19 protein-coding genes, 1 other RNA gene and 1 pseudogene are annotated in these 26,348 nt (G+C 41.9%); 8 read left to right on the forward strand and 13 right to left on the reverse strand.

Features of this window, described 5'->3' with window-relative positions; all coding sequences use genetic code 11:
• Nucleotide 1 precedes the first annotated feature (1 nt).
• The 3 genes and pseudogenes from ubiH to FNT16_RS03480 all read right to left on the reverse strand — a co-directional run bounded on the left by ubiH (nt 2) and on the right by FNT16_RS03480 (nt 3,175).
• The gene (gene ubiH, locus FNT16_RS03470; RefSeq protein ID WP_143870236.1) at nt 2-1,216 is read right to left on the reverse strand and encodes a 2-octaprenyl-6-methoxyphenyl hydroxylase; all 1,215 of its coding nucleotides are present in this window, start codon (nt 1,214-1,216) and stop codon (nt 2-4) included.
• A pseudogene (gene pepP, locus FNT16_RS03475) lies at nt 1,213-2,540 on the reverse strand (Xaa-Pro aminopeptidase). Before pepP ends, ubiH begins: the two are co-directional and overlap by 4 nt.
• A gap of 44 nt (nt 2,541-2,584) precedes the next feature.
• The gene (locus FNT16_RS03480; protein ID WP_143870237.1) at nt 2,585-3,175 is read right to left on the reverse strand and encodes a UPF0149 family protein; all 591 of its coding nucleotides are present in this window, start codon (nt 3,173-3,175) and stop codon (nt 2,585-2,587) included.
• Nucleotides 3,176-3,397: 222 nt separating this feature from the next.
• On the opposite strand from FNT16_RS03480, the gene ssrS reads away from it, so the two are divergent.
• Nucleotides 3,398-3,578: non-coding RNA, 6S RNA (gene ssrS, locus FNT16_RS03485), on the forward strand.
• Between the two features lie 28 nt (nt 3,579-3,606).
• Here the strand turns inward: ssrS and FNT16_RS03490 are convergent.
• From FNT16_RS03490 to FNT16_RS03505, 4 genes are all read right to left on the reverse strand, one after another.
• The gene (locus FNT16_RS03490) at nt 3,607-3,936 is read right to left on the reverse strand and encodes a hypothetical protein (protein ID WP_143870238.1); all 330 of its coding nucleotides are present in this window, start codon (nt 3,934-3,936) and stop codon (nt 3,607-3,609) included.
• 190 nt (nt 3,937-4,126) lie between these two features.
• Complete coding sequence (gene recA, locus FNT16_RS03495; RefSeq protein ID WP_143870239.1) at nt 4,127-5,170, reverse strand: recombinase RecA; 1,044 nt, start codon at nt 5,168-5,170, stop codon at nt 4,127-4,129.
• A gap of 157 nt (nt 5,171-5,327) precedes the next feature.
• On the reverse strand, nt 5,328-6,170 hold the full coding sequence (locus tag FNT16_RS03500) for a hypothetical protein (RefSeq protein ID WP_143870240.1): 843 nt from the start codon (nt 6,168-6,170) through the stop codon (nt 5,328-5,330).
• An 860-nt stretch (nt 6,171-7,030) separates the two neighbouring features.
• Nucleotides 7,031-7,534 carry a CinA family protein gene (locus FNT16_RS03505; RefSeq protein WP_143870241.1) on the reverse strand — a complete coding sequence of 168 codons (504 nt, stop codon included), beginning with the start codon at nt 7,532-7,534 and terminating at the stop codon, nt 7,031-7,033.
• Between the two features lie 35 nt (nt 7,535-7,569).
• Between FNT16_RS03505 and mutS the strand changes: the two genes are divergently transcribed.
• Both mutS and folD read left to right on the forward strand, forming a co-directional pair.
• Nucleotides 7,570-10,158 carry a DNA mismatch repair protein MutS gene (gene mutS, locus FNT16_RS03510; protein ID WP_143870242.1) on the forward strand — a complete coding sequence of 863 codons (2,589 nt, stop codon included), beginning with the start codon at nt 7,570-7,572 and terminating at the stop codon, nt 10,156-10,158.
• Nucleotides 10,159-10,215: 57 nt separating this feature from the next.
• Entirely contained in the window at nt 10,216-11,073 is an 858-nt protein-coding gene (gene folD, locus FNT16_RS03515) for a bifunctional methylenetetrahydrofolate dehydrogenase/methenyltetrahydrofolate cyclohydrolase FolD (protein ID WP_143870243.1), read from the forward strand.
• 104 nt (nt 11,074-11,177) lie between these two features.
• Here the strand turns inward: folD and FNT16_RS03520 are convergent, their stop codons facing one another.
• Nucleotides 11,178-11,912 carry a glutathione peroxidase gene (locus FNT16_RS03520; RefSeq protein WP_143870244.1) on the reverse strand — a complete coding sequence of 245 codons (735 nt, stop codon included), beginning with the start codon at nt 11,910-11,912 and terminating at the stop codon, nt 11,178-11,180.
• Between the two features lie 172 nt (nt 11,913-12,084).
• Here FNT16_RS03520 and FNT16_RS03525 point away from each other — a divergent pair, with 172 nt between their 5' ends.
• Nucleotides 12,085-13,044, forward strand: coding sequence for a glutathione S-transferase family protein (locus FNT16_RS03525; RefSeq protein WP_143870245.1), 960 nt, complete (start codon nt 12,085-12,087; stop codon nt 13,042-13,044).
• Between the two features lie 86 nt (nt 13,045-13,130).
• On the opposite strand, the gene FNT16_RS03530 is transcribed toward FNT16_RS03525, so the two are convergent.
• From FNT16_RS03530 to FNT16_RS03540, 3 genes are read right to left on the reverse strand one after another with little or no spacing between them, the layout of a single operon-like run.
• Nucleotides 13,131-15,755 carry a glycosyl hydrolase family 18 protein gene (locus tag FNT16_RS03530; RefSeq protein WP_185976740.1) on the reverse strand — a complete coding sequence of 875 codons (2,625 nt, stop codon included), beginning with the start codon at nt 15,753-15,755 and terminating at the stop codon, nt 13,131-13,133.
• Between the two features lie 32 nt (nt 15,756-15,787).
• Nucleotides 15,788-17,350, reverse strand: coding sequence for a lytic polysaccharide monooxygenase (locus FNT16_RS03535; protein WP_143870247.1), 1,563 nt, complete (start codon nt 17,348-17,350; stop codon nt 15,788-15,790).
• A gap of 55 nt (nt 17,351-17,405) precedes the next feature.
• A complete protein-coding gene (locus FNT16_RS03540; RefSeq protein ID WP_143870248.1) occupies nt 17,406-20,558 on the reverse strand; it encodes a glycosyl hydrolase family 18 protein in 3,153 nt (1,050 codons plus the stop codon).
• 613 nt (nt 20,559-21,171) lie between these two features.
• Between FNT16_RS03540 and FNT16_RS03545 the strand changes: the two genes are divergently transcribed.
• The 4 genes from FNT16_RS03545 to FNT16_RS03560 are packed head-to-tail and all read left to right on the forward strand — an operon-like array spanning nt 21,172 to nt 24,803.
• Complete coding sequence (locus FNT16_RS03545) at nt 21,172-21,876, forward strand: spondin domain-containing protein (protein ID WP_143870249.1); 705 nt, start codon at nt 21,172-21,174, stop codon at nt 21,874-21,876.
• A 9-nt stretch (nt 21,877-21,885) separates the two neighbouring features.
• Nucleotides 21,886-22,596: a spondin domain-containing protein gene (locus FNT16_RS03550; RefSeq protein WP_143870250.1), complete on the forward strand. Its 711-nt coding sequence runs from the start codon at nt 21,886-21,888 to the stop codon at nt 22,594-22,596.
• 56 nt (nt 22,597-22,652) lie between these two features.
• On the forward strand, nt 22,653-23,342 hold the full coding sequence (locus tag FNT16_RS03555; protein WP_143870251.1) for a response regulator transcription factor: 690 nt from the start codon (nt 22,653-22,655) through the stop codon (nt 23,340-23,342).
• 3 nt (nt 23,343-23,345) lie between these two features.
• A complete protein-coding gene (locus tag FNT16_RS03560; protein WP_143870252.1) occupies nt 23,346-24,803 on the forward strand; it encodes a sensor histidine kinase in 1,458 nt (485 codons plus the stop codon).
• Here the strand turns inward: FNT16_RS03560 and FNT16_RS03565 are convergent.
• A complete protein-coding gene (locus FNT16_RS03565) occupies nt 24,778-25,293 on the reverse strand; it encodes an O-acetyl-ADP-ribose deacetylase (protein WP_185976670.1) in 516 nt (171 codons plus the stop codon). The genes FNT16_RS03560 and FNT16_RS03565 overlap by 26 nt on opposite strands.
• Before the next feature lie 166 nt (nt 25,294-25,459).
• Entirely contained in the window at nt 25,460-26,311 is an 852-nt protein-coding gene (locus FNT16_RS03570) for a LysR family transcriptional regulator (protein ID WP_143870254.1), read from the reverse strand.
• Nucleotides 26,312-26,348 lie beyond the last annotated feature (37 nt).

The raw sequence follows: 26,348 nt of genomic DNA on the forward strand, positions 1-26,348 counted from the left end.
GTTAAACTCCCAGTCCCATAGCAGCTTGAGCAAATTTGCGTTTTATCCAAGGTGATAACTCTAAGCCAATAAGTCCAGCGTTACGTGCAAATTTAAGTGGTTGATAATCATTTGAAAAACCACGTACTAAAATGTCTGTCGCAGATAAAATGGTTTGAATATCCAGATTGCGGTTCGCGATATAACCTTGCCAGTTTTGCACTTGCCATAAGTCTTGCTGCTGTTGAACTGCATGTGTAATCAAATCTGCCGCCGCCGAAATATCCCGAATACCCAAATTAAAGCCTTGCCCGGCGATCGGGTGGACCGTATGTGAAGCATTGGCTAAAAACAGTACCCTGTGATGATAGATTTGCTGCATCGCCAAGCGTTTTAACGGATACATATTACGCTTACCAACTTTAACAATTCTACCAGCTTTATAGCCAAACTGAGTATGTAAATAGCGAATAAACTCAGCTTCGCTACAGCTTATAAGGTGCTGAGATTGCGCTTGCAAACCACACCATACCAAACCAAATTTATCATCTGCAATTGGCAACATTGCTAGAGGACCATGCGCAGTAAATCGCTCATAAGCTCGATGGCTAATATTCTGCTTTGTATTTAATTCAACTTGTACATTAGTCGTCACTGCAGATTGTTGATAAATTTGCTCATGCACAGGGATATTAACCAAAGTTCGAACCTGACTATTTGCCCCATCGCATGCTAACAACAAATTGGCGGAAAGTTTTTGGCCGGATTTAAGCGTTAACTCAACCCGGTCTTGGTGTTGTTGTAGTGTTTGTAACTCGTCCGGGCAGAAGTATTCCAGTTTGTCTTGATATTTTGATTGCTGCAAAAAGGAAGTTAAAACTTGCCCCAACTGAGCAGCTTCAACAACATAACCTAAAGCCTGATGAAATTGGTCGAGATCGATAAAACTGTATCCAGCACTGCCCGCCTCACTGACTTCAATTTTATCAATCGCATAAGCCACTTTTTTTAGTTCGGACCAAATGCCCCATTTAGCCAGAGCTTTTACCGAACCATATGCCAGCGCGATTGCCTTGCTGTCAAAACTATTGTGTTCAATGTTTTTAGCAGGTTGTGCTTCTACAATTGCAATTTTGCAGTTAATTGTATCTAATGCAGTTAACAAGGCAGCGGCCATACAACTGCCCGCTAAACCACCGCCGATAATGGCTATGTCAAACTGAGCTTTATCTGTCATGCGTTATTGGCACTCATCCAACTTTCGATTTCCGCAATTGTTTTTGGCACATTGGCCGTCAATATCTGATGTCCATCGTCTGTAATAACGATATTATCTTCGATGCGCACACCGATACCTTTCCATTTGTCCTCGACATCTGCATCCTCAGAAATATAAATCCCCGGCTCTACGGTTAAAGCCATGCCTGGCTCTAATACACGCTCTGTACCATTACACTTATATTGACCAACATCGTGCACGTCTAATCCCAACCAATGACCTAAACCATGCATAAAATACTTACGATAAGCAGGCGGTTGCTCATTCTGACTGTTTTTATTGTCAGCCAAAGTTCCCGTTAAAATCCCCAAATCAATGAGCCCTAACGTAATAACATCAACCGCCACATCTGTTGCTTGCTGTAGGGTGTTGCCCGGTTTTAAGACTTTTAATGCTTCAGTTTGTGCATCTAAGACTAATTGATAAATCTGTTTTTGCGCTTCACTAAAACGACCGTTTACCGGAAAAGTACGTGTGATATCGGCAGCATACCCCTGATATTCACAGCCAGCATCAATCAATAATAAATCGCCATCTTGCAATAGCTCTGAGTTTTCGGTGTAGTGTAATATACATGCATTATCGCCCCCGCGACTATGCTGTTATATGCTTCAAAACGTGCGCCTTGCATCGCAAATTCATGTTTTATCTCAGCCTCAACTTGATATTCATACATACCAGGCTGGCACACTTTCATCGCGCGCTTGTGGGCATCCGTGCTGATGTCTGCTGCTTTTTGCATAATGGCGATCTCAGAGTCAGTTTTGAACAAGCGTTTTTCATGCACAATTTTAGAAAAGTCGAATAGTTGATGAGGTGTCGACGCTAATTTACCCATATTGCGAACCGCTTTTAGCAAAGCAATAACTTTTTGATCAAGCTCCGAGTCTCCATGTCGCCAATATAGAGTTGTCGCACCGTTTAACACTTTGCGGGCGTATTCTTCAAATTCTTCAATTGGCAATGCATGATCAAATGCCAATTGTTCTGCTGCTTTTTCTGGCCCGAGTCGCCGGCCATTCCAAATTTCAGCCAATTTATTCTTAGCTCGGCAAAATAAAATGCTTTCTTCAACTCCATCTTTTTTTACCAATAACAAATACGCATCGGGTTCGTTAAAACCGCTTAAATACCAAAAATCACTATTTTGCCGAAATGGATATTCAGTATCATTACTGCGGGTTTGCTCTGATGCGGCAGCAACAATAGCGACGCTATCCGGTAGCATCTCGGCCAATATCGCTTGACGTCTGTTAGCAAATTCCAATTGAACTGGCTTCATTATATGCATTCCCTATTTCAAGGCTTTGGTTTAATTGTCGTTTATTAATGTAAAGTTGGTTTTTGAAAAACGTCTTTACCGCCTTCTTGCCCACTTCGATCGCCTAATTCTCCAAAACACATGATGGTTGTCATGCGTATGTACTCGGCAACTTCCTCATAGGCAATCAGGTTTTCTTCAGTTTCTTCCATCTCAGTATCCATTTGACTAATGGCAATTAGATCTTGATAAGCTTCACGTACTTCATCATCAACCTCAGAAAATTGCTCACCAACAACCGCACCAAAAGATGAGATAAACGCAGATAACCACTCTAACAATATCTGCGCACGTTCATTCAATGGGATATCGTCGTTCTCTGGTATATACACCTGAAAACTAAAGTTTGGATCAAGCAATTGATGATATGTGGTTTGATACATCTGACGGAATTTTTCCGCGACTGTGTCGTCAACCTCTGCATCCTGTAATGCAAACTCACTGATGAATTTACGCCACTGTGCATGTTGATAAGGCATGCCTGCGCATAAACAGCCGCAGATGATACCGTGAATTTCAGCAGCAGAGCACGGCAGCTCATTTTGATGAAGGAAAAAATCAAATGAATCGTAATCGGGTAATTGAGAATCGGCCATATTGGATTGCCTAAGTACCTAAATAATAATCTCTATATGTTATCACCGAGCTTCGAGTGCAACAAACAGACTTGCATAATTTGAACTATATCTAAGCTGTTTGCTGGAAAAACACGCATTCAAAAACTAAAATACAAAGTAACTGAGTTATGTACTTGAAATACAATCAGCGCGTGGTACAGTGCGCGCTTCAAGACATCAGTCTTAAAAAGTTAAAAGTTTTGTTCCCTGAGATGCGCGCAAATGGGTTATGTCCCTGAGCCGATACTTTTTTATCAGGAAGATAGTTTCTTTACTATTGTGCAAGCTCGGCATGAACCGAGAAGCCTACGGTAACGTAGTATTTTCCGCCTTGAACTTCACGGTTCAAGGGCTATACCCGGTGCGGTATCTTGGGGAGCTTCCTTATCTGAAAGCTCCTTTCTTTGTGTTTAAGAAATATTAGTTGCAAACACCGCAAATAACACAGCAATCATTGACGACATCCAAATAATTCGTTTATCAAAACACAGTTTAGAGTGATTGTATTTTTCAACAAATGCCAGCATTTGCTCTGCATTGCCTTGATACGGACCAAATCGATTCAAAGTATATTTATCTGTTGAACCTACTTTACTGAAAAGTTCGTTGTACTCATTCATGTACTCTTTCAGTTTTAACAGGTCCATATCAGTCGCTTTTGCAATGTCAGATAAACAAGCGCCGTGGATCCCTTTCTCTTTTAAAAATGAAATAATTCGGCGTGCTTCATGGGTAGTCATATTCTCTGTACTCCGTCACTATCAAACAAACTACGATTGATGATTAATGGGTCATTTTTTACAGCTTGGTCGATGAGTATAGTGCACAGAAAATGATCTTAAAACCTATAAAATGAATTTTTAAATACAAAAAGCACCCGAAGGTGCTTTTTTAACAAGTCTATTACGCGGTTATTAACCTTTTATTACACTATTCACCTGTAGCTTCGGTTAATTTTTCTTCAGCGATAGCTGCATCCTTTTTAGTGGGTAGCAATAAACGTTCACGTAAAATAGCTTCAACTTCGTTAGCCATTTCAACATTTTCAAGCATGAATTTAATACAGTTTGCTTTACCCTGACCAATTTTATTGCCTTGATAGCTATACCAAGCACCTGATTTATCGATTAATCCTTCTTTAACGCCTAAATCAAGCAATTCGCCTTCTTTTGATATACCACGTCCGTACATAATCTGGAAATCTGCTTGTCTAAATGGTGGTGCTACTTTATTTTTAACCACTTTTACACGAGTCTCACTACCCGTTACTTCGTCACCTTCTTTCACGGCGCCTGTACGACGAATATCTAATCGCACCGACGCATAAAATTTAAGTGCGTTACCACCAGTTGTGGTTTCAGGGTTACCAAACATTACACCAATTTTCATTCGAATCTGGTTGATAAAAATACATAGCGTGTTTGATTTTTTAATATTGGCTGTTAACTTACGTAACGCTTGCGACATAAGTCGAGCCTGCAAACCAACATGGGTATCGCCCATTTCGCCTTCGATTTCAGCTTTTGGTGTTAACGCGGCGACCGAGTCAACAATAATCACATCCACCGCACCTGAGCGAACCAACATATCTGCAATTTCTAACGCCTGTTCACCGGTATCTGGTTGAGAAACCAATAATTCGTCAATATTAACGCCTAGCTTCTCTGCATACAAAGGATCAAGTGCATGCTCAGCATCCACAAACGCACAGGTTTTGCCTTTTTTCTGAGCTTCTGCAATTGTCTGCAAAGTTAAAGTTGTTTTACCAGAAGATTCTGGGCCAAAGATTTCCACAACACGACCACAAGGTAAACCACCTATACCTAGCGCTATGTCTAAGCTTAGTGAGCCTGTTGAAATACTTTCAATGTCCAATGCTGAGTTATCACCCAACTTCATAATCGAACCTTTACCAAATTGACGCTCGATTTGTCCTAATGCTGCACTAAGGGCTTTTTGTTTGTTGTCGCTCATTAAAAAATCTCCGACTGGGTATTCGTTAAGTTGGGTTAAAGTATACTGGTTACTCATACAGTATCAAGTTTTTTGTTGGAAATTTTTTGTGGGGTGTTTGTTGATGGGTGCCATGGTCAGATGGCAACATTCGCTTTGCCGGCATCTCAACTAGACACTAATAATACTCAGAGTAAAAACTATAAATTTCTTGTCGATAATGCCTGGGTAATAATGCATGTCTAAGTTGCGTCTCGTAACCTATGGATCTTAAGTAGTTTGGAATATAACAAGGTGACCACCACCCCTTACCAGTCAAGTCCAACCCTTTAATTGGGGATAAATCTATTTCACATGCAGTCATATTACATTTTACATGCAAAATATCTAAATGAGGACATGCACTTGCAACCCACTTTGATAATTTTTTTGTTAACAATAGTGCACGACTATCCTTAAAGTTACCTTGAAGGAACCCAAATCGGTCGTACCAAATTCTAGGCACAGTTGGAAATTGCATATATACAGGACTGATAGGAAAATTAGTCGCAGAATAATCTTTGTTTGTAGGTGGGTGGTCTTTCAAACCTGGTACTTCTTGTAGCATAAATTCAGGCACGTCTTTAAGACTGGCTATTACCTCTTCAAGTGGAACATCAACAAACTCTTTTGTCACCATAGCTTTATAGCGCTGTTGTTGCAAAAACGTGTCGATATTCATAGCATTATGGTCAATTGGTGTTTCTTCGCCAGTTTCTGGGGCTTGTTGCCTATTTGAAGGCTGACTATAGTTAGCTGGATGCTCAGTAGGATCAGTTGCCTGCTGCTCTGTTTTTTCTTTTACCAACGAGTTAAAAGCCGCTGTTGCAGCATAATTTTCATTAAATTCATGAACCAGAGCTTCGTCCGAAGTAGGCACATGATTAACTTTATTTATGGATGCTGTATTTGGATAGAGGGCTACCAACAAACCTATGGTACACACTAGAACCACACATAATAATGATTGAATCCCGAGCATTGGCATTCCCTCTTGTCACTTGTGAAATTAAGACGCGACTGAGTATTCCCATCCAGCGTAAGTACCTCCCCCCCCCCAAATGGGTCTAGACAATATGCTGCATAAGTGTCAACCCCGCCCGTAGTGCCAACATAATCATATCGAAAGCCACTATCTCCACAAAAATCATTTATATGATCTGCATTTGAACTTTCAATTTCTGCATCTCGCGTCGCACCACAAACTAAAGCGATTTCATTTTCTGATAACGTTCTAGGGCGTGTTTATCTTTGTATTATTTTTGAGCAATAGGCTATTTTAATCGTTAACAAAGCAGAATGAGTGGGGTTTAGTCATTCTAAATAAACGAATTCTAATGCCGTTAAGGGTTAAAATAGCCATTGCCCTTCGGGCTGAGGCCAAAATGGTCTGATGCAGCGTTAGAAATAACTTATTTAGATGACTAAACTTCATTATTTCTGCCTTGCCTAAGACCATTTTTTCTCTCAGCTCAAATTATAAACAAAGATAAACACGCCCTAGGGCGTGTTTATTTTTGTATTATTTTTGAGCAATAGGCTATTTTAATCATTAACAAAGCAGAATGAGTGGGGTTTAGTCATTCTAAATAAACGAATTCTAATGCCGTTAAGGGTTAAAATAGCCATTGCCCTTCGGGCTGAGGCCAAAATGGTCTGATGCAGCGTTAGAAATAACTTATTTAGATGACTAAACTTCATTATTTCTGCCTTGCCTAAGACCATTTTTTCTCTCAGCTCAAATTATAAACAAAGATAAACACGCCCTAATCAACATTATTTTATTTCCCTTAATATCATTAATGAATCTACGACGTTACCAAACTCTAACTGCTATGATAACTATCCTAAAGGGTAGTTTTTGAGCAAAACTTCAATTTTACTCAACGCATATAAAATAGCCTGTTGCCGAACAGCGGCACGGTCACCTTCAAATACTTTGTGTTCACACACGACGTCTTGCCCTTTAATTTGCCAAGCAAAATGTACTAAGCCAACGGGTTTAGTATCGGTTGCCCCACCTGGCCCTGCGATACCACTTGTAGTCACCGCAATATCAGCACCGGAGTTTTGCAGCACGCCAGCAGCCATTTCAGCAACCACTTGTTCGCTAACAGCACCATGCTTTTCTAACGTATCTGCTGCCACGCCTAAACAATTTTGTTTCGCTAAATTGCTGTAAGTTACCCAACTTTGGGTAAAATAGGCAGAACTACCGGCGATTTCGGTTAAAGCGTAAGCAATGCCACCACCGGTACATGATTCAGCGGTTGCAATAGTCAGCCCTTTACGCGTTAAAATAGCGCCACAGTTTTCAGCGGCTTGAGTAATTTCAGTCCAATACATGCTCGGCAAATCTCAAATCAGGTAAAAAATAACAAATGAGTACAGATATTTATTCAGAACAAAGTTTGAGTCAACACACCCCAATGATGCAACAATACCTGAAAATAAAAGCAGAGTATAAAGACATCTTAGTATTTTACCGAATGGGGGATTTTTACGAGCTATTTTTTGACGATGCAAAAAAAGCTGCTGAACTCATCGATATATCTTTAACCCATAGAGGAAAAACCGCGGGTCAGCCCATTCCAATGGCCGGCGTACCCTATCATGCAGTTGACACCTACTTAGCTAAATTGGTCGCATTGGGCGAATCAGTCGCGATATGCGAACAAATAGGCGATCCGGCAACCAGTAAAGGGCCGGTTGAGCGGCAGGTTGTGCGTGTATTAACCCCCGCGACCATTACTGAAGAATCTTTGTTAGATGATAGGCGCGACAATATATTAATGGCAATCGCAGAACATGGACAAAACCAATTTGGTGTCGCCATTTTGGATATTACATCTGGCCGTTTTGAAGTCGCCGCAATTCAATCCAATGAATCTTTACAATCTTTTTTGCAACAAACACATCCGGCTGAATTATTATATCCGGATAACTTTAGCAACCTGCAATTAATTGAAGATATCAAAGCGATTAAACGCAGGCCCGAATGGGATTTTGAAGGCGAAGCTGCTTTCAGACAATTATGCAAACAATTTAATACGCAAGATTTAAACGGTTTTGGTTTAAGTGCGCAGCACCCTGCTATTGGCGCGGCTGGTGCGATTTTGCAATATGTTAAAGATACGCAAAAAGCAGCCGTACCGCATTTACGCGGATTAAAACTAATTCGCCTGGAAGAAAACTTATACCTAGACGCTGTTTCTATCCGCAATTTAGAGCTGAATGAAAGTTTATCCGGCGCTAAAGGCCAGTCATTGCTTAGTGTGTTAGATAATACGGCAACCCCCATGGCCAGTCGTTTATTACAACGTTGGATTGTCCATCCAATCCGCGATTATCAGCAGCTCAAGCAAAGACAAGATACGATAGAAAGCTTACTTAACGCCGGCATATACACAGATTTACGAAGTTTATTAAAACAAGTGGGTGATATAGAAAGGATTATTTCTCGTATTGCACTGCGCTCAGCCAGACCACGCGATTTTTCTCGTTTAAGAAATGCATTCGCAATTTTACCCGAAATCAAAGAACGCTTGATAAACAGCGCAGATAATACGCTGCAAACTTATGCAAATGCGATAAATGCATTCGAGAACCTATTCCAACATCTAACCATTGCGATTGTTGAAAACCCTCCAGTCATTATTAGAGACGGTGGCGTGTTAGCTGAAGGCTACAACGCAGAGCTGGATGAGCTACGAAGACTCAGTGCGGGTGCACAAAATATACTGAGTGAAATTGAAACTCGCGAACGAGAAAAAACTGGATTGAGCACCTTAAAAGTTGGTTACAACAAAGTACATGGCTTTTTTATCGAAATATCCCGCGCACAAGCAACTGATGCACCTGTTGAATATACCCGCAGACAAACATTAAAAAATGCAGAACGCTTTATCACACCAGAGCTTAAATCACTGGAAGACAAAGTATTAACCGCACAAAGCAAAGCGCTGGCGTTGGAAAAACAATTATATGAAGCGCTGTTTGATATATTTGAACCACATGTCAGCGAATTACAAGATTTAGCCGACAGAGTTGCCCGTTTAGATGTACTGAATAATTTGGCAGAGCGAGCTGAAACTTATAACTACTGTCGGCCGCACTTTAGCGAAAACAACGGGCTTCATATTTCAGCAGGTCGTCATCCGGTGGTTGAAATACTCAGTTCAGAGCCTTTTATCGCTAATCCGCTAGAATTAAATCCACAACGAAAAATGCTGATTATTACAGGCCCTAACATGGGCGGTAAATCAACCTATATGCGCCAAACGGCTTTAATTACCATAATGGCGTACATTGGTAGTTTTGTCCCCGCTCAAGCGGCTGAAATTGGCCCGATTGATCGTATTTTCACCCGCATTGGGGCCTCTGATGATCTAGCCAGCGGGCGCTCAACCTTTATGGTAGAAATGACAGAAACCGCGAATATTCTAAACAACGCAACTGAACATAGTTTAATTTTAATGGATGAAATTGGCCGCGGTACCAGCACCTATGATGGTTTGTCTTTAGCATGGGCATGTGCAGAAAACTTAGCACATAAAATAAAAGCTTATACTTTATTTGCCACGCACTATTTTGAAATGACCCAATTGAGCGAACAAATTGAAAGTGTTGCAAATGTCCATTTAGATGCAGTAGAGCACGGTGACAGCATTACCTTTATGCACGCTGTGCAAGAAGGGGCAGCAAACCGCTCATTTGGTTTACAAGTTGCAGCATTAGCGGGCGTACCCAAACCCGTGATTCATCAAGCACGGCGCAAACTCGCCGAGCTTGAAAATATGCAGGATTTACCAGTAGATGAAAATACACAAGCACCTGCGGTTACCCAACAGGTAGACTGGTTAACGGCACAACACCCGTTAGCAGAAGCTTTATCCAACTGCGATCCAGATAGTATGACACCACGTCAAGCACTGGACTTTTTATATTTGTTAAAACAACAAGCTGAATAATATTAGATTTCATGCCACAATATAGCCAGCTAGCGATTTAAGAGAAAGATTGAACAGATGACAGCGCAAATAATAGACGGTAAAAATATTGCTCAATCAGTTAGAGCAAATGTGAAAGAAGCAGTTGATAGCCGCAAAGCTGCCGGCAAACGAGCACCCGGCCTGGCGGTGATTTTGGTTGGGGCAGATCCTGCATCACAGGTATATGTTGAAAACAAGCGACGCGCCTGCGAGCAAGTTGGCTTTATTTCAAAATCTTATGATATGCCTGCGAACACCACACAAGAAGCTTTATTGGCAAAAGTTGAGCAGCTCAACAATGATGACGAAATTGACGGTATTTTAGTGCAGTTACCTTTACCTGAAGGTTTGGACAGCACACTCGTAATAGAAAGCATTGCACCTGAAAAAGATGTAGATGGATTTCACCCGTACAATATCGGCCGATTGGTTCAGCGTATTCCAACACTACGTCCTTGCACCCCGTACGGCATCATGACCTTAATTGAAAGTACAGGTAAAGATCCACACGGTTGCGAAGCTGTTATCGTGGGCGCTTCAAATATTGTTGGTCGTCCTATGTCGCTTGAATTGTTATTGGCTGGATGTACAACAACCGTAACCCACAGATTTACACAAGATTTAGAAAGCCACGTACGCCGTGCGGATATACTGGTCGTTGCTGTTGGTAAACCAGAATTTATTCCGGGTGACTGGATTAAACCCGGCGCAATTGTGATTGATGTAGGCATTAACCGCATGGACAGTGGTAAATTAGTGGGCGATGTTGAATTTGCAGCAGCCAGCGAGAAAGCGGCATTTATAACGCCCGTACCCGGTGGGGTTGGTCCAATGACGGTGGCAACTTTAATCGCCAACACGTTACAGGCTTGCGAAGCCCGAGAAGCAATATAGCTTGTAATAATTTGCTTGCTAATAGAAAAAGAGAGGTTGTTAACCTCTCTTTTTTATAAAATGCGAATTGATTAGTGACACTTTAAATCAACAATTTATACGTCTTAAGCCTGCGCAAAAAAGGCCTCTAAATCATCGCTGCCACCAATGTGCTGGCCATCAATAAACACTTGCGGAACCGTATCCCGACCAGAAACAGCTTTTAAGCTGGTTAAGCCAATCCCTTCACCCAATAATATTTCTTCGTACTGAAAACCCTTTTCAGTTAATAATTTTTTCGCCTTAGCACAAAATGGGCATCCGGGTTTGGTAAATAAACTAACTGATTTAGGCACTTCTAAATCCGGACAAATGTAGTTGAGCATGGTATCTGCGTCCGATACTTCAAACGGGTCGCCTTCTACTTGCGGCTCAATAAACATTTTTTCGATAACGCCATTTTTAACCAACATAGCATAACGCCAGCTACGCTTGCCAAAACCTAAATCGGCTTTATCAACCAACATCCCCATTTTGTCAGTAAACTCACCGTTACCATCTGGGATTAACGTAATATTTTCCGCTTCTTGGTCTGCCGCCCAAGCATTCATAACAAAAGTATCATTAACTGAAAGGCAAACAATTTCATCAACCCCTTGTTTTTTAAATACATCAGCCAATTGATTGTAACGAGGCAAGTGAGTCGACGAACAAGTTGGGGTAAACGCACCGGGCAAAGAAAACACGATAACCGTTCTGTTATCGAAAATTGATTCTGAGCTTATGGTTTTAAAACCATCGTCTGTTTTTACAACAAAACTAGCACTGGGGACTTTTTGACCTTCTTTATTATTTAACATGTGGTTCTCCATTTAACACTAAGATATTTGTATTACGGCTGTCTGCCTGTTTGAATTGAGTCTATTATGATTGTTACGAACGAAATTGAAAAACAGATTAAAGTAATCATAGTCATCGATTATTCCGATTGCTACGTAGAAGATAGCAAATATTTAGTTTAGGAGGTTCAACATGGGTTTATTAGTCGAAGGTCAATGGCAAGACAAGTGGTATGATACCAAAAACAACAAAGGTCAATTTGTTCGCCAATCATCAAAATTCAGAGACTCGATCTCAAATGAAGAAGATGCCAAGTTTCAACCCGAATCTGGACGTTATCATTTATACGTATCCTTAGCTTGCCCTTGGGCCCACCGCACCTTAATTTTTCGTAAACTAAAAGGATTAGAATCGCATATAGGTGTTTCTGTTGTGCACCCGGACATGCTTGAAAACGGCTGGCAATTTGCTGAATTTGAAGGCTCGACAGCAGATAAATTGTATGGCTTTGATTTTTTATATCAACTCTATCAAAAGACGAATCCAGAAATTACCAGCCGAGTTACAGTACCAGTATTATGGGACAGTAAAAACCAGACTATCGTTAACAATGAATCGGCCGAGATCATCCGTATTTTCAATCAACAATTTGATTGTCTAACTGACAATACATTAGATTTTTATCCTGCTGCATTGCAAGCCGAGATTGACGAAATCAATGACTTTGTTTATCACAAAATAAATAATGGGGTATATAAAGCGGGTTTTGCGACAAGTCAGATCGCCTACGAAGATGCGGTAACAGAATTGTTTAAAGCTTTAGATGTGTTAGAAGTAAGGTTAGCTGAGAACAGATATTTATTAGGCCCACAAATTACCGAAGCAGACTGGCGCTTGTTTACAACTTTAATCCGTTTTGACGCTGTCTATGTTGGCCACTTTAAATGCAATCTTCGCCGAATAGCAGATTACCCTAATTTATTGGGATATCTACGCGAGTTATATCAATATCCAGGCATTGCCAGCACGGTTAACTTCGAGCATATTAAACGCCACTATTATTATAGCCACGATATGATCAATCCGACTCGAGTTATCCCAATTGGACCCGAATTGGATCTGGCTGCACCACATGGCAGGGAGAATCTATAAATATGTACCTAGTTTTCCCATAAAACTTGAAAAGCCGATGCGTTTGACTTCATCGGCTTTGCCATCTCTTTAAATTAAAATACGCTTTATTGTTTAACCCACACAGACGCAACTCCGGGCTCTTCACCCTGCGTCCACCACTGTGCTTGATAGGTCTCGCCTTGATAAGTTACTTGGTCGCCACCGTTGTAAACAGCACTGGCATTCCAAGTCGTGCCGCCCGGTGTTGTGTCTGGATTAACCGCTTCCCATGGTCCACCTAAATCAGGTTGATTACCTTGAGTCCACCATTTTGCGCGGTATTCAACGCCTTGATATATAACCACATCACCCGCATGATAAATTGCGCCTGCATCCCATGTATCACCGGGAGTTGAATCTGTATCAGTTACAGTGACCACAAAGTTGGCTGTCGTTTCAGCTTGCCCGTCGCTGACCGTAACAGACACCGTATATGCAGCGTCGGCTGATACTTCTCCCGCTGTCAAAGTAACGTTTTGATCACTACCGACTAAGGTTAAACCGTGTGGCACATTCCAGCTATATGTTAACGTATCCCCGTCTGCATCACTTGCATTGACTGCAATGTTTACACTACTTCCTTCCTCAACACTCACATCTGCAATACTGTCAATGACGGGTACATTATTTCCACTAGATACTGCTAACACTCTTACTGTCACAGATTTAGAGACAGTGGCCTGCCCATCAGCCACAGAAAGCACGGCTGTAAAGTCAGTATCTTGTGTGACCTCTGGCGCGGTTACCATTAAGGTTGCCGTATTGATATCTGCCACAGTTAATGCACTATCAGCATCCCACAAGAAAGTCAGTGGATCATTGTCTGCATCGCTCGCGGTTGCTGAGATTTCAGTGCTCGCCCCCGAATCAACAGTGACTAAACTTGGCACAGAAACAACTGGTTTTTTGTTAGCGGGTGGGGTTCCATCCGCTAAACCCTCGTGCATTGCGTTTAGGATATCGCCATTGTCTGCATCAATTTCCCATGCAAATAGTCCACCCAATCCATGCGCACGTACATATTGACCTTTCGCAATAACTGAGCGTGGGCTGTCATAGGTAATTAATTTGCCATTTGAACGATTCCACACATAAGCTGCTTCCGCAACTTCATCATAGCCCATTTCGAAACCATTAATGCCAGTTTCAGAGTCACCAATCATGTTTGCTTTGATACCCTTATAATCAATTACACCAGCTTCCCAAACACCTTGCGCTGAAGTACCGGTTAATTTGCCGTTGCCCGGAGCTGTCATTGGGTTATTTGGATCTTCTGCATTTGCTTCCAATACGCCTTCCCAACCACGTCCATACATAGCTGCACCCACAACGATTTGTTTTGCAGCAACGCCCTGCCCTAACAGCAAGTTAATCGCATTATCTATCGTATACGCTGGACCTTTACGCGGGTTTCCTTCTTCATCCAATCCGGTACCATCGCATTCACCAGCAGTTAAATGCTCGCCACAATAAATTCCCGTTTGGTGACCTGTTACATTGTTCCAACCACCATAAAAATCGTAGGTCATTGCAAAAATATAATCCATATGTTGCGCAGCAGCTGCGTAATCTACATCTTCAATCTTGTCGTAACCCACACCTATAGCCGAAGTTAACTCGTATTCACGACCGGTTTCAGCTTCTAATTCATCCAGCATGGCGCGTAGTTCAGCCATCAATGCAACATAAGCTGCGCCATCTTTTTCTGGATCTCCTAAAGAAGCGTTCGCGCCGCCCCCGCCTGGGAACTCCCAATCTATATCGACACCATCATAAAACTTCCAAGTTTTCAGAAACTCTTTGGTTGATGCAACAAATGTGTCGCGATTGGCTTTTTCGGTAAAATAGAAAAATGGGTCCGACAGTGTCCAACCACCCACTGAAGGAAGAATTTTTAGATCCGGAAATCGTTGTTTTAGCGCCATCAATTGTGAATACGTACCACGAATCGGATCATTAGCGTCAACACCTGGCAATGCTTTTTGTACAGCGGCCCAAGGATCATGTATTACAACTTCAAAATCTTGTGAATCTGCACAAGCTTTCGTCAATGCATTATAGCTCCCGCCATTTTCAATTTCTTTTAACGAATCATTAGGCCCACAAATGGGGATGAATCCATATAATAAATGCGATAAGTTATGCGCTGGTATTTTTGTAACATCAAAATCACGACCATAAATACCCCACTCAACAAAGTAAGCACCGGTTACTGTATCTTGTTGTGTTCCATAATTTGCATTATTGGCATCATAATTCATTGGTAATGGCGCTAAATGTGCACCATCTGTGTCCGCGATTACAATCGGTTTTCCAGCACTACGGGCGCAAACATCCCCCTCACAGAGTTCAACATATAATGTATGCCGACCCGCACTTTCATACGGGAAATTAATGACTCCACTTTTAGTTCCCACTGGTAAATCGCCTTGATTAACAAGCAGGTCATCAAAATAAACTTTGTAATTATCACCGCCATCGCCACTCCATGCATTCCACTCTATATTGATATCGACTTGCTCTTTAGCCCTTACGATATCCCGATACGAACCATTACCCTCCAGATCGACCTCTACAAAAGAATACTCTTGAGGTTCCCAGTTTAAGCTGGGCGTAGAAGGTGCTGCTTGTAATTGCCATGACATCATTGCAGAGCTTACCGCCACTGCGGTCAATAGTCTTTTTTTCATCATTATTACCCTTTATTAGTACAATTGTTGTGTTAAATTAATTCCCAAACATCAGCCGATCCTGGCTGTTCTCCTTTATTCCACCATTTCGCTCGATAACGTTGTCCTTCGTACACCACCTCAGAACCACTTTGATAAGCTTGAGTTGGATTCCAAGATTTATTACTGGCGTTTTGCTTCATTTGCCAAGCTGCACTCGTATCGGGTTGTTCTCCCTGATTCCACCACTTGGCAACATAGGCTGTTTCGGCATATTGAACCTCATCCCCTGCAGTATAAGTACGATTCGCATCCCAGGGTTGCAAACAACAGACAGCGCTGTCATTAACAATCACAATAAATCCAGCTTCACTTGTTAACTCCCCATCCGAAACAGTCACATATATCTGATATTCAGTGTCACTTGATACTGTGCCAGAAGCCAGAGTGATGTTTTGCCCACCGCCCGTCATAGTGAATGCACTCGGTATTGTCCAGTTGTAAATTAACTCGCTTTGTTGATCATCAAACGCATGGAGGTGAATATCAATTCGTGAATTTTCAGCCATTTCAATAGTGTTCGGTGGGTGTATTATTGGCGGTGTATTCTCTTCTTGTGCTTGTATTGACAACACGTGTGTATAATCCGCGTTTGTTGCATATACCTTATTTATCGCAACATCATTTTGCGCATACTCAACAGTACCATCGGCACCTTTTAAACCAACTTCTACTATATGAGCGTATTGCAGTTGTAATTGTTTAGCTAAAACTTGATGCCAGCTTATTTGATTTTCTTCCGTCACGAGTAGATGTTCATTGATAATTTCCTGCCCGCTGCTATCAAACAGCCTAAACCAAATCGTTTCATTTACCTGTGGTTGCTGGCCAGTTTTTACATAATAGCCTAGCTCAAACCATTCATTAACTTGAAAGTCTGCTTGAATCTGAATATCGCTGCAATTATAAAACCCTTCTCCGGCCACATCATCTCTCTGCCACCTTGTATACAAAATAGCATCGCCACTGCGATCAGGCGGTAGCTGAACACTCATTTCGTAATAACGATTTCCATTGGGGGCTTTGAAAAATTCGATATTCCCATGTTGATCTATTAATTCCAAATCATCCCAGCTTAATGCCTGATTTGTAACATCAAAGTCTGCTTTGGATAAGTAGAATTGCCAAAAACTCGGATTATGTGGTGTCGTTGCTAAAAAACGAACTTGAATTTGCCCCTCAGCATTAGGCGTTACCTGCGTTTTTTGCCAATGTTTAGACGGCAGATCCATACCTCGCTTTTCATGGTCGCCAGCGGCACATAAACGCCCATCTACAATATTGTTTTTCACCGCATCAATATTATGATAATCCGCAGTATTAACTGAAAATTCGTGCTCTTGAATAAACTGAACGTGGCCCGCTTGTAAAAAAGCCGCGCGACACGCCAAATTGGGAATATTAGAACCATCTTCCGGCCACCAATATCCACCTTGAGCTTGGCAAATGGCTTGCCGTGCTTTTGGGCTTTCCATAAAACCATGCGCGTTTACAATTGTTGGTAATAACCAAGCCGCTAACATTAAGGTGCTTGGCTTAAGTGAAACATTAAGCATTATTTTCTCCTTAAAATAGCTAGGCGTGGCAAGCACGCCTAGGATGAGTGTTATTTTATAGACGACAAACTTGCTCCCAATCAGCCGTTGTCCCGGGCTCAGATTGAGTCCACCACTTGGCTTTAAAGACAGCATTGTTGTGCGTCATTAAATCACCACCGGCGGCATGACTCGGATTACCCTGCCAATCAGTTTGTGGCCAATTGGGATAAACGGGTATTTCACTCACAGGTTTTCCTTCACATGAGTCAGTCGGCTCAGTGGGTTCTGTGGGATCGTTCGGATCCGTTGGCTCAGTCGGTTGAGCGTTCGATAAATTCGGATACTCAGCCTTAAACGCATATACCTTACCATCTTTTTCAATGGTAAAGTTTACCGGGCCAGTAATGGGCATGTAGTACATCACCTGTGCGTCAATGGTATCCCCAGGTGCAAATGCTTTGGCTTCTCCGCCCCATTCATTCACAAAGCTAATCGAAAAGCGATGAAATTCATTTTCAAAACCGCCAATATTGTTACCCGCCGCGTTCGAGCGATTCACCTCTACAGCCATACCCAGCTTTTCTTGTGCATTCCAATTCGATTTAAATATTGCCGATGTCGCAACCGGCACGTCAAACGAGACCTTAGCGCCACTTAAATCAAGTTCTGAGTTATTGGTAAAACTAAATGTTGGGCTAATCGGATAGTTATCATCACCTATCGGAAAGTCCTTAACGACAAATTCTATGTCTACTGCCTCAGCTGGAATTTCAAAGTCTGCACTGCCCATATGTACATCATAAGCGACACCACTTTGATTAAATTTATCATACGCTAAACTGGTTAAGGTTGAGCCCATAAAATATTCATCTTTGGCTTGATCATAAGCAAAATCACCAGCCAATTCCCAAAACATAATACCGCCTAAACCATTGTCGATTACATAATCAACTTTAGTCGCCATAGATTCTTCATCTTCGATTGAAATAAAAACTTTTTTCTCGTCGTTCCATAACCAAGGCGCGACAGCAACCTCATCGTAGAATCTTTGGTAAGTGCCGACCAGCCGATCATCTGGATCTGAAACTGGATCAAGTCCATATACACTTAAGTAGCTCGGGACGACTCCGCTTTGTAAATTCTTAGCATGCCATAGTGGGTTACTACCGGCTGGAACTTCTCGATCGTTCTCTTTATCGTGCCATAAATTGTCGATGCCAATCGCACCGTTACCACATTTGTTTTTCTCGCCACTTCCAGTCCCTTTCGGGCATTCACTTTGATTTGGCAACGGAGCTTGACCCCATAGTCCATTTTCGCCACCCGATACATCACGGAAACCACGCGTATAATATGGGATACCAATATTGATTCTACCGGCACTCAGTGCCCCGCGAAAATAGCGGACCGCCCAATCTGTGTTTAAATAACCAATACCTTCAAATTCTTTTGTTCCGTAAACATTCCAAGCGGCTAACTCTGAATCTTTACCAGTGTCAAACAGTGACGCATTGTGGCCCACATGAGCGTTCCATGCACCATGTAAGTCATAAGACATGATATTGACATAATCTAAATATTGCGCCGCTTGGAAAGTCTCCATACCTCTTAGTAAATAACCAGAGGAAGGAGATGCTATTGTTAACATATAGTGTTTACCGGCTGCTTCTCCCGCCTCATCTAAGGTTTCCCGCAAGGATTTCATCAATACTCGATATGACGCATTTAATCCTGCTCGGCGCGCATTAGAAATTTCAAAATCATCAGGGTGGCCTGAATCATTCATTGAAGAAGGATATTCATAATCGATATCAACCCCATCAAAACCATATTTTTCAATAAATTCGACCACACTTTGGCAAAATGCTTGAATCCCTGCATAGTTAGTACTGCCGTCGGCATTTGTTGTCATAGTATAAAAACCGCCACTTGCAACACGCCCTTCTGATGCGAAGTACCCCCCTGTTTCAGCCCAACCACCGACTGAGATTAAAGTTTTAACATCTGGATATTGCTTTTTGTACTTGTTCAATAAATTGAAATGGCCTTTATATGGTAATGAGGGGTCCATCTCTGCGCCTTGCTCACTTGGCCATTCCATATTAGTTGCCGGATTGCCAGGCGCATTTGGATCACCAATCGATACTCTGTTATTTGCATCTACATGCGCAAATGCATAGTTGATATGGGTGATTTTATCCCAAGGGATGTCATTAACTAAATAACTCGGTTGGTCATTTGCACCATTTCGCCAACTGGTAAAGTATCCAATGATTCTACGTGGATGGTCAGCGCCCATCATTTCGCGGCCATTTACATCATATACCGTACAATAAGGCGTGTTAACGCCCGGTGTTTGGTATAAACCGGCCGGGCGACAATCATCTGCATTCTTGTTATCAGCAGATTCACGAACAGAAATGGTCACACTTTTAGTATCAATGTCGCCTTCATTATCTGTTGCCACCAAGGTAAATTCATAATCGCCCGCTGCATTTGCTGTCCACTGATATTCAGCTTGTGTCGCTTGCACTGTTGCTAAATTTTGCCCTGCTAATGAAAATGACAATCTCTCAATTGAACCGTCAGCATCTGTCGCAGATAGGATAAAGTCAGCACTTTCACCGACGGTAATTTGATTCGTTGATGTCAACTGAATGTTGGCGACAGGGGCTTCATTAATCGGACCTGCTTGCTCAGTCACAAGGATGCTGACGCTAACAGGTTCAGACACGAGCCCTTCATCATCCTTGGCAATAACACTGATTGAATATTCACCTTTTTCTGCTGTCCATTGCATTTCATAAGGCGCTTGTAAATCAACACCAATAACAACGCTATCAACACTAAATTCGACTTGGCTAACGGTTTTATCATCAGAAGCATCAACCGATATGACAACGCTGTCACCAGAAGGCATAGAAAAACCACTTTGCGGAGACAAATTAAATACCACAGGCGCCTCATTTGAGACAGCGCTGTCACAAACAGCAATAAAAGACCAGTCTTGCCACTCGCCAGAGTTCTCCACAGGATCAGTTTGTGTCCACCAGTTTGCAGAATAAGCACTGCCTTGTGCTTGTACTTTACTGCCTCCGCTGTATGCTTGTCCTTGTTGCCAAGCTTCAATGCCCGAGCAATCTAACGCATTGGCCGCTGGCGCTGCCAGTATTCCAAACAAAGCACTTGCTATACTTGTATGCCTGAGTAATTTAGTTGATTTCATCTCGCTTTCCCCATGTGTATGCTTGATGTTAGTGTTAAATGATTTACATTTTTATTACATTCCATTTTAAGCTACCACAAGTTTTTTATGTTGTTCAATATACTTTTTGACCGGCAATTAAAAGAACTTAGGTCAATAGCTTTATGCGTTCATTTTCAGAAATGGGATTAAAATTCAAATATAACAAGACATTTTTTTCTTAAGATCTTTTTAATATCGGCAGCTAAAAGGATTTAGATAAGACATGCCAAAAGACCTTAAAAAGACAAATTGCACAGTTCTTTTTTGCAACAAATACACAACATATACCATTTAGAAATAGCATATAACAAAAAAACTATTAGTACTCTATATTTCTATCTAAATGCAGTTCAGTAAACAAAATCATTCCGCTCGCGCTTTCTTTTGCTAAGACATTAGCAAAGATATTAGCAACGACTAGGCTGCATGTCCCAAAACGCTCTGTTGTTAAACTTTTTATGCAACCAACTTGTGTTGTATTGAGACACTTTTGTGATGTTTTTAGCACTCAGTTGGGATAATCAACTGACACACTTACCCTGAAACTTATCGGCTTAAAGCACTCATTTAAAAATAGAAAACGAGGTCTATTATGAAAACCAAACTAACTTTATTATCGGTTGCACTCATCTCTTCAGTGACATATAACCAAAGCGTCATCTCAGCTGAACTAGATGTTCAAGTTTACAACCTGACACACGGAATCACATTTACACCCGTACTAGTTGCGGCGCACGATCAGCAAACGGCGTTATTCCATAGTGGTGAATCGGCCTCTGCTGCACTGCAAAAAATGGCAGAAGGCGGCGCAATCGATGACTTAGTCGCCAATGTTGAAGCGGCCGGAGGTGTCACTTTACAAAATCCAGCACAAGGCATGTTGATGGCCGGCGAAATGGCAAGTGGCATGCTAGATACAGGTGACAATATGTATCTTTCATTAACCGCCATGCTGCTGCCTACCAATGATGGCTTTGTGGGTTTAGATAGCTGGAAAATTCCGACACAAGCTGGAACCTACCAGATTATGCTCAATGCCTATGATGCTGGTACAGAAGCCAATGACGAGATAATTAACGGCGGTGGTGCGGCGGGTACACCTGGCATTCCAGCGGCACCGGCAGGTGATGGGGGTACAGGCGGCAGTGGCGTAACCAGCACCGAAAATAATACCAACGTACATATCCACCCAGGCAACTTAGGTGACACAAATGCATCTGGCGGTATTTCTGACATAGATAGTCGTGTGCATCGTTGGTTAAACCCAGTTGCAAAACTCGTCATAACCGTAAAATAAGGGGGTTTTATGAAACATTTAATTACAGGCGTTCGTAAACTCACATTGCTCAGTTTGATAACCGCTTTGTCGGCCTGTTCAATTGATTTTAATGACGACGATGACGATCATCAGGATCCGATGCAGGAAACAACCGCCATGTATCAGATTACACTGACCAACAATACACAAGGTCAACCATTCTCGCCACCCAGTATCGTGATACATGAAGCTGATACCCATTTATGGCAATTGGGACAAGCAGCCAATAGCGCATTAGAAAAACTTGCCGAAGGGGGTGATGCCAGTGATTTTTCCAATCAAAGTGGTATTAAACAAGCTTACCATGCAGAGGGCCCACTAGCACCTGGCGCGACAGACAGTTGGCTGGTAGAAACACATCCAAGCAAAGGTTACCAAATGAGCTTAGCGACTATGCTGGTTAATACCAATGATGCCTTTACCGGCTTAAAAAATCTTAATTTAAGCAACTTGGCTATTGGTGAATCGATGATGAAAACACTTCATGTATACGATGCTGGTACAGAAGCGAACGACGAAAGTGCATTGCCCGGCCCTGCGGCAGGCGGTGAAGGTTATAATAGTGCGCGCAACGATGTGAATAGAGTACATATACACGCTGGCGTGATAACTGAATATGAGCTTTCTGGTTCTGTTTTGCAACCGACACATAAGTTTGATAACCCAGTCGCAAAAATAGTGATTAAACGCATGCAATAAAATTGCTATTAATCCGCTCCTATCTTTAATGGACCTAAAAAGGGGCGGAACATTTTATGGGTAAACACATTTTGCTGGTTGAAGATAATCCGGACATTGCCAATATTGTCTCCATCAATTTATCTATGCTGGACCATAAAGTCAGTCTTTTTAATGATGGCAGTCAAGCATACAAACAGTTAAACCAAGAATATGATTTAGCCATTTTTGACATTATGTTGCCCGGTACGGATGGTTTAAAACTGTGTAAACGCATGCGTCAATTGCACCCGGATATACCCATTATTATGTTAACCGCCAAATCGTCCGAGCTGGATGTTGTCGTTGGATTGGAAAGTGGCGCGGATGATTATTTAAGTAAACCTTTTTCGGTGCTTGAATTACAGGCCAGGGTTAAAGCGCATCTGCGAAGATGCAAAAGTAACACTCAAAATGAAGTCAAAAGCTGTCTAACCTTTAACGAGCTCAGCATTGATGCAAATTGTTACCAGGTGAAACTTAAACAAGAAGTGCTGGAAACAACAGCAAAAGAGTTTGAACTCTTACATTTTTTAGCTCAACACCCGCAACGTGTATTTTCACGCGAGCAGTTGTTGGATGAGATATGGGGCTACCAACATGCAGGCTCTGGACATACCGTAAATTCAACCGTCAACCGACTGCGGGCAAAACTGGAAACAGATCCTGCAAAGCCGAAATGGTTAATTACGGTATGGGGTGTAGGTTATAAATTTGATGGGAGTTAAACTATGTTTCGTTCACTTGCCAACCAATTGGCGTTGATTATTGGGCTTTTATTTTTAGCCGCAACCGCTGTTTTATTTCAATGGTATCTACATAGCAGTGAACAATTTACGCATGAGGTTGAACAAAAATTACATCAAGAACTCGCCCATCATTTAATTCACGACAGCCCCAGTTTACAGCAGGGAATTATTGAAATTGCGGCGCTTAAACCTGTTTTTCATACCCAAATGTTACTGGGTCCGGAATGGGAGTTTTATGCAACCGATGCCGATGGCAATATTTTGGCTTACTCAGCACCTGAAGGCGTTGTAAAACTCAATAAAATTAATTTGCAACCCATTAAAAACTTTATAAATGGGGCGAATTTTCCTTTATACGGAGATGATCCAAGAACACCCGGTGGCCATAAAATATTTTCTGCCGCTCCGATTTTGACGCCAAATGGCGCATTAAGTGGTTATTTATATGTCATTATTGGCGGGCAAAAATTAGACAATACAATAGCATTGCTAGCCGATAGTAAAGTATTAAAAGACAGTTTAGTGATATTAGCATTAACCATCCTATTTGGTTTATTGGCAATGTTTTTAGCCATACATACCGTCACCAAACCCTTAAAAAAACTCAGCCAACGCACATCCAGTTATGTACAAAATGATTTTGCTCACTTGCAATCAGACGACAAACCTTTATGTGCCGCCAAAGAAATTCAGGAGCTTGAGCGAAGCTTTAGTCAGTCAGCCAAGCATATTAAACACCAATTAAGTCAGATTAAATCAACCGAGCAACTTAGGCGTGAATTGTTATCACATGTTTCTCACGACTTTAGAACCCCACTCACCGCACTCAATGGTTACCTCGAAACCTGGTTGATCAGTCCGACCGACAAACGCAGTGACGAACTTATAAAAATTGCGCTAAAAAACGGTCAACAAATTAGCCAGCTAGTGGAAGCTTTATTTGAACTAGCGCGGTTAGAAAGTGGTGATATCAAACTCTACCCTGAGCCGGTCAACTTAGTTGAACTGGCACATGACGTAATGCAACGCCTTAGTTTTCAGGCTGAGCAAGCGAAGATCAGTTTAAAACTAGAGCACCCGCAAAATAATTACCCAATTGCGCGCGCGGACATTGCAAAATTAGAGCGCATCTTAGTTAATTTAATTGATAATGCGATTCGTCATAGCCAAGCAAATGATGTAGTGACACTTGCCATTGTTCCACAAAAGGAAAACATTTGTATTTCCGTGCAGGACACGGGTACTGGGATACCGAAAAATGAATTACAGGCAATTTTTGAAGCTAAATATCGCGCAACCAATAGCCGAGGGAAAAACCATCATGCGGGATTAGGACTTGCCATCGTCCGCCATTTATTAAACATGCATAATTCGGATATTCAGGTAAGCAGCGAAGCGCAAAAAGGCACCTGCTTTAGTTTTGCGCTCGCGTACGCTTAGCATCGCACAAAGCTTCATAAGTCCGTGCACCAAAACAGGCAAAAATCACTTTTTGCAGATGGGTCGCACTGGCATTAAACTGACTTACTGTGTGCATCGCAATCTGGCAAGCCTGCTCAATTGGGTAACCATACACGCCACAGCTAATAGCCGGAAAAGCGATACTTTGCAGCTGGTGTTTTTCGGCTAATAACAAAGAATTGGTATAACAGCGGGCTAAATCTTCGGGTTCACCTTCATGTCCACCATACCAAATGGGTCCAACGGTGTGAATGACATACTTGGCCGCTAACTGAAAACCCGCCGTTATTTTAGCCTGCCCCGTTTTACAGCCACCTAAGGCACGACAGGCTTCTTTCAACTCAGGCCCAGCGGCTCGATGAATCGCACCATCGACGCCTCCACCCCCTAATAGTGAGGGATTGGCTGCATTGACAATTGCGTCAACAGCTAACTTTGTAATATCAACATCTAGAATTTCAATTTGCATGCTCACTCGCCTTTAGATTACGCAGCGAATAATGGGAATGTTTTCATTTTTGCAGCTGATTAATATTTATACAAGCCAAAATTAAAACATGTGAACAAGTACACTTAATTCAATACGCTTGACTCGATGGCATTAACATAGTCTAGCGAGAAGAGCTAACTGCCAATTAATCCATCAATAGTTTATCCAGCCAGCTTAAAAATATGCGTGCATTTTTACCCTCGAAGTGAGCTTTTTTGGCCACATAATAACACAGTTCAGATTCAACCGAGTGGGTCCCAAAATGCTGTAATTGCTTTGTTTTTAGCAACCTTTTCGCCAGTGTTGTCGAACAAAAAACCAACTCATTTTCAGCCATTGCCTGCTGAATACCAAAAAACTCTTGGTCAAATTTCTTAACGGTAATATTAGCTTGCTCTACGCCATTTTTAGCCAGCCAAGCTTTCAGCGGTGGCGCTGGCAACTCTGAATTTTTCCATTCGGTGGAAAATATCGTTATCGGCTTGGCAGACCATGAGGGGGTCTGCATTCCGTAAGCACCATAGACATCAAATGATTCACACTTCACAATGTCACCAGCTTGCACAGTGCTAGCATCACCAAAACGGACAGGTATAACATAAGGTAAGCTGTCTAATGATTCACCTGTAGATACTTCAACGGAGATATTGGGATTAGACAGCGAAAAATCTTTGAGGCTAGGCAGCAACACCAAGGCGGCCAAAGAAGAGGTTGTGGTTACCCTTACAACATAACCTGACAATTTAATTTCTTCCAATGCACGTTCAATCTGAGCAAACCCATCCGACGTAGCAATCGCAAGCCTTCGCCCCACCTCAGTTAAGGTCACGCTTCTGGCTTCTCGCTTAAATAGACTTACATTTAAGCGCCCTTCCAAGTTATTAATATGGTGTGAAATAGCGGTTGGCGTGAGTGATAGCTCTTCCGCTGCCAATTTAAAACTACCTCGCCGGGCAGCTGATTCAAATGCTTTAAGCGCTTGTAAAGATACTTGCATGATGATTCCACCTACTTTTCCAAAAAAACAGTATAGA

Source organism: Catenovulum sediminis (assembly GCF_007289895.1).
In the GTDB taxonomy this organism is placed as follows: domain Bacteria; phylum Pseudomonadota; class Gammaproteobacteria; order Enterobacterales; family Alteromonadaceae; genus Catenovulum; species Catenovulum sediminis.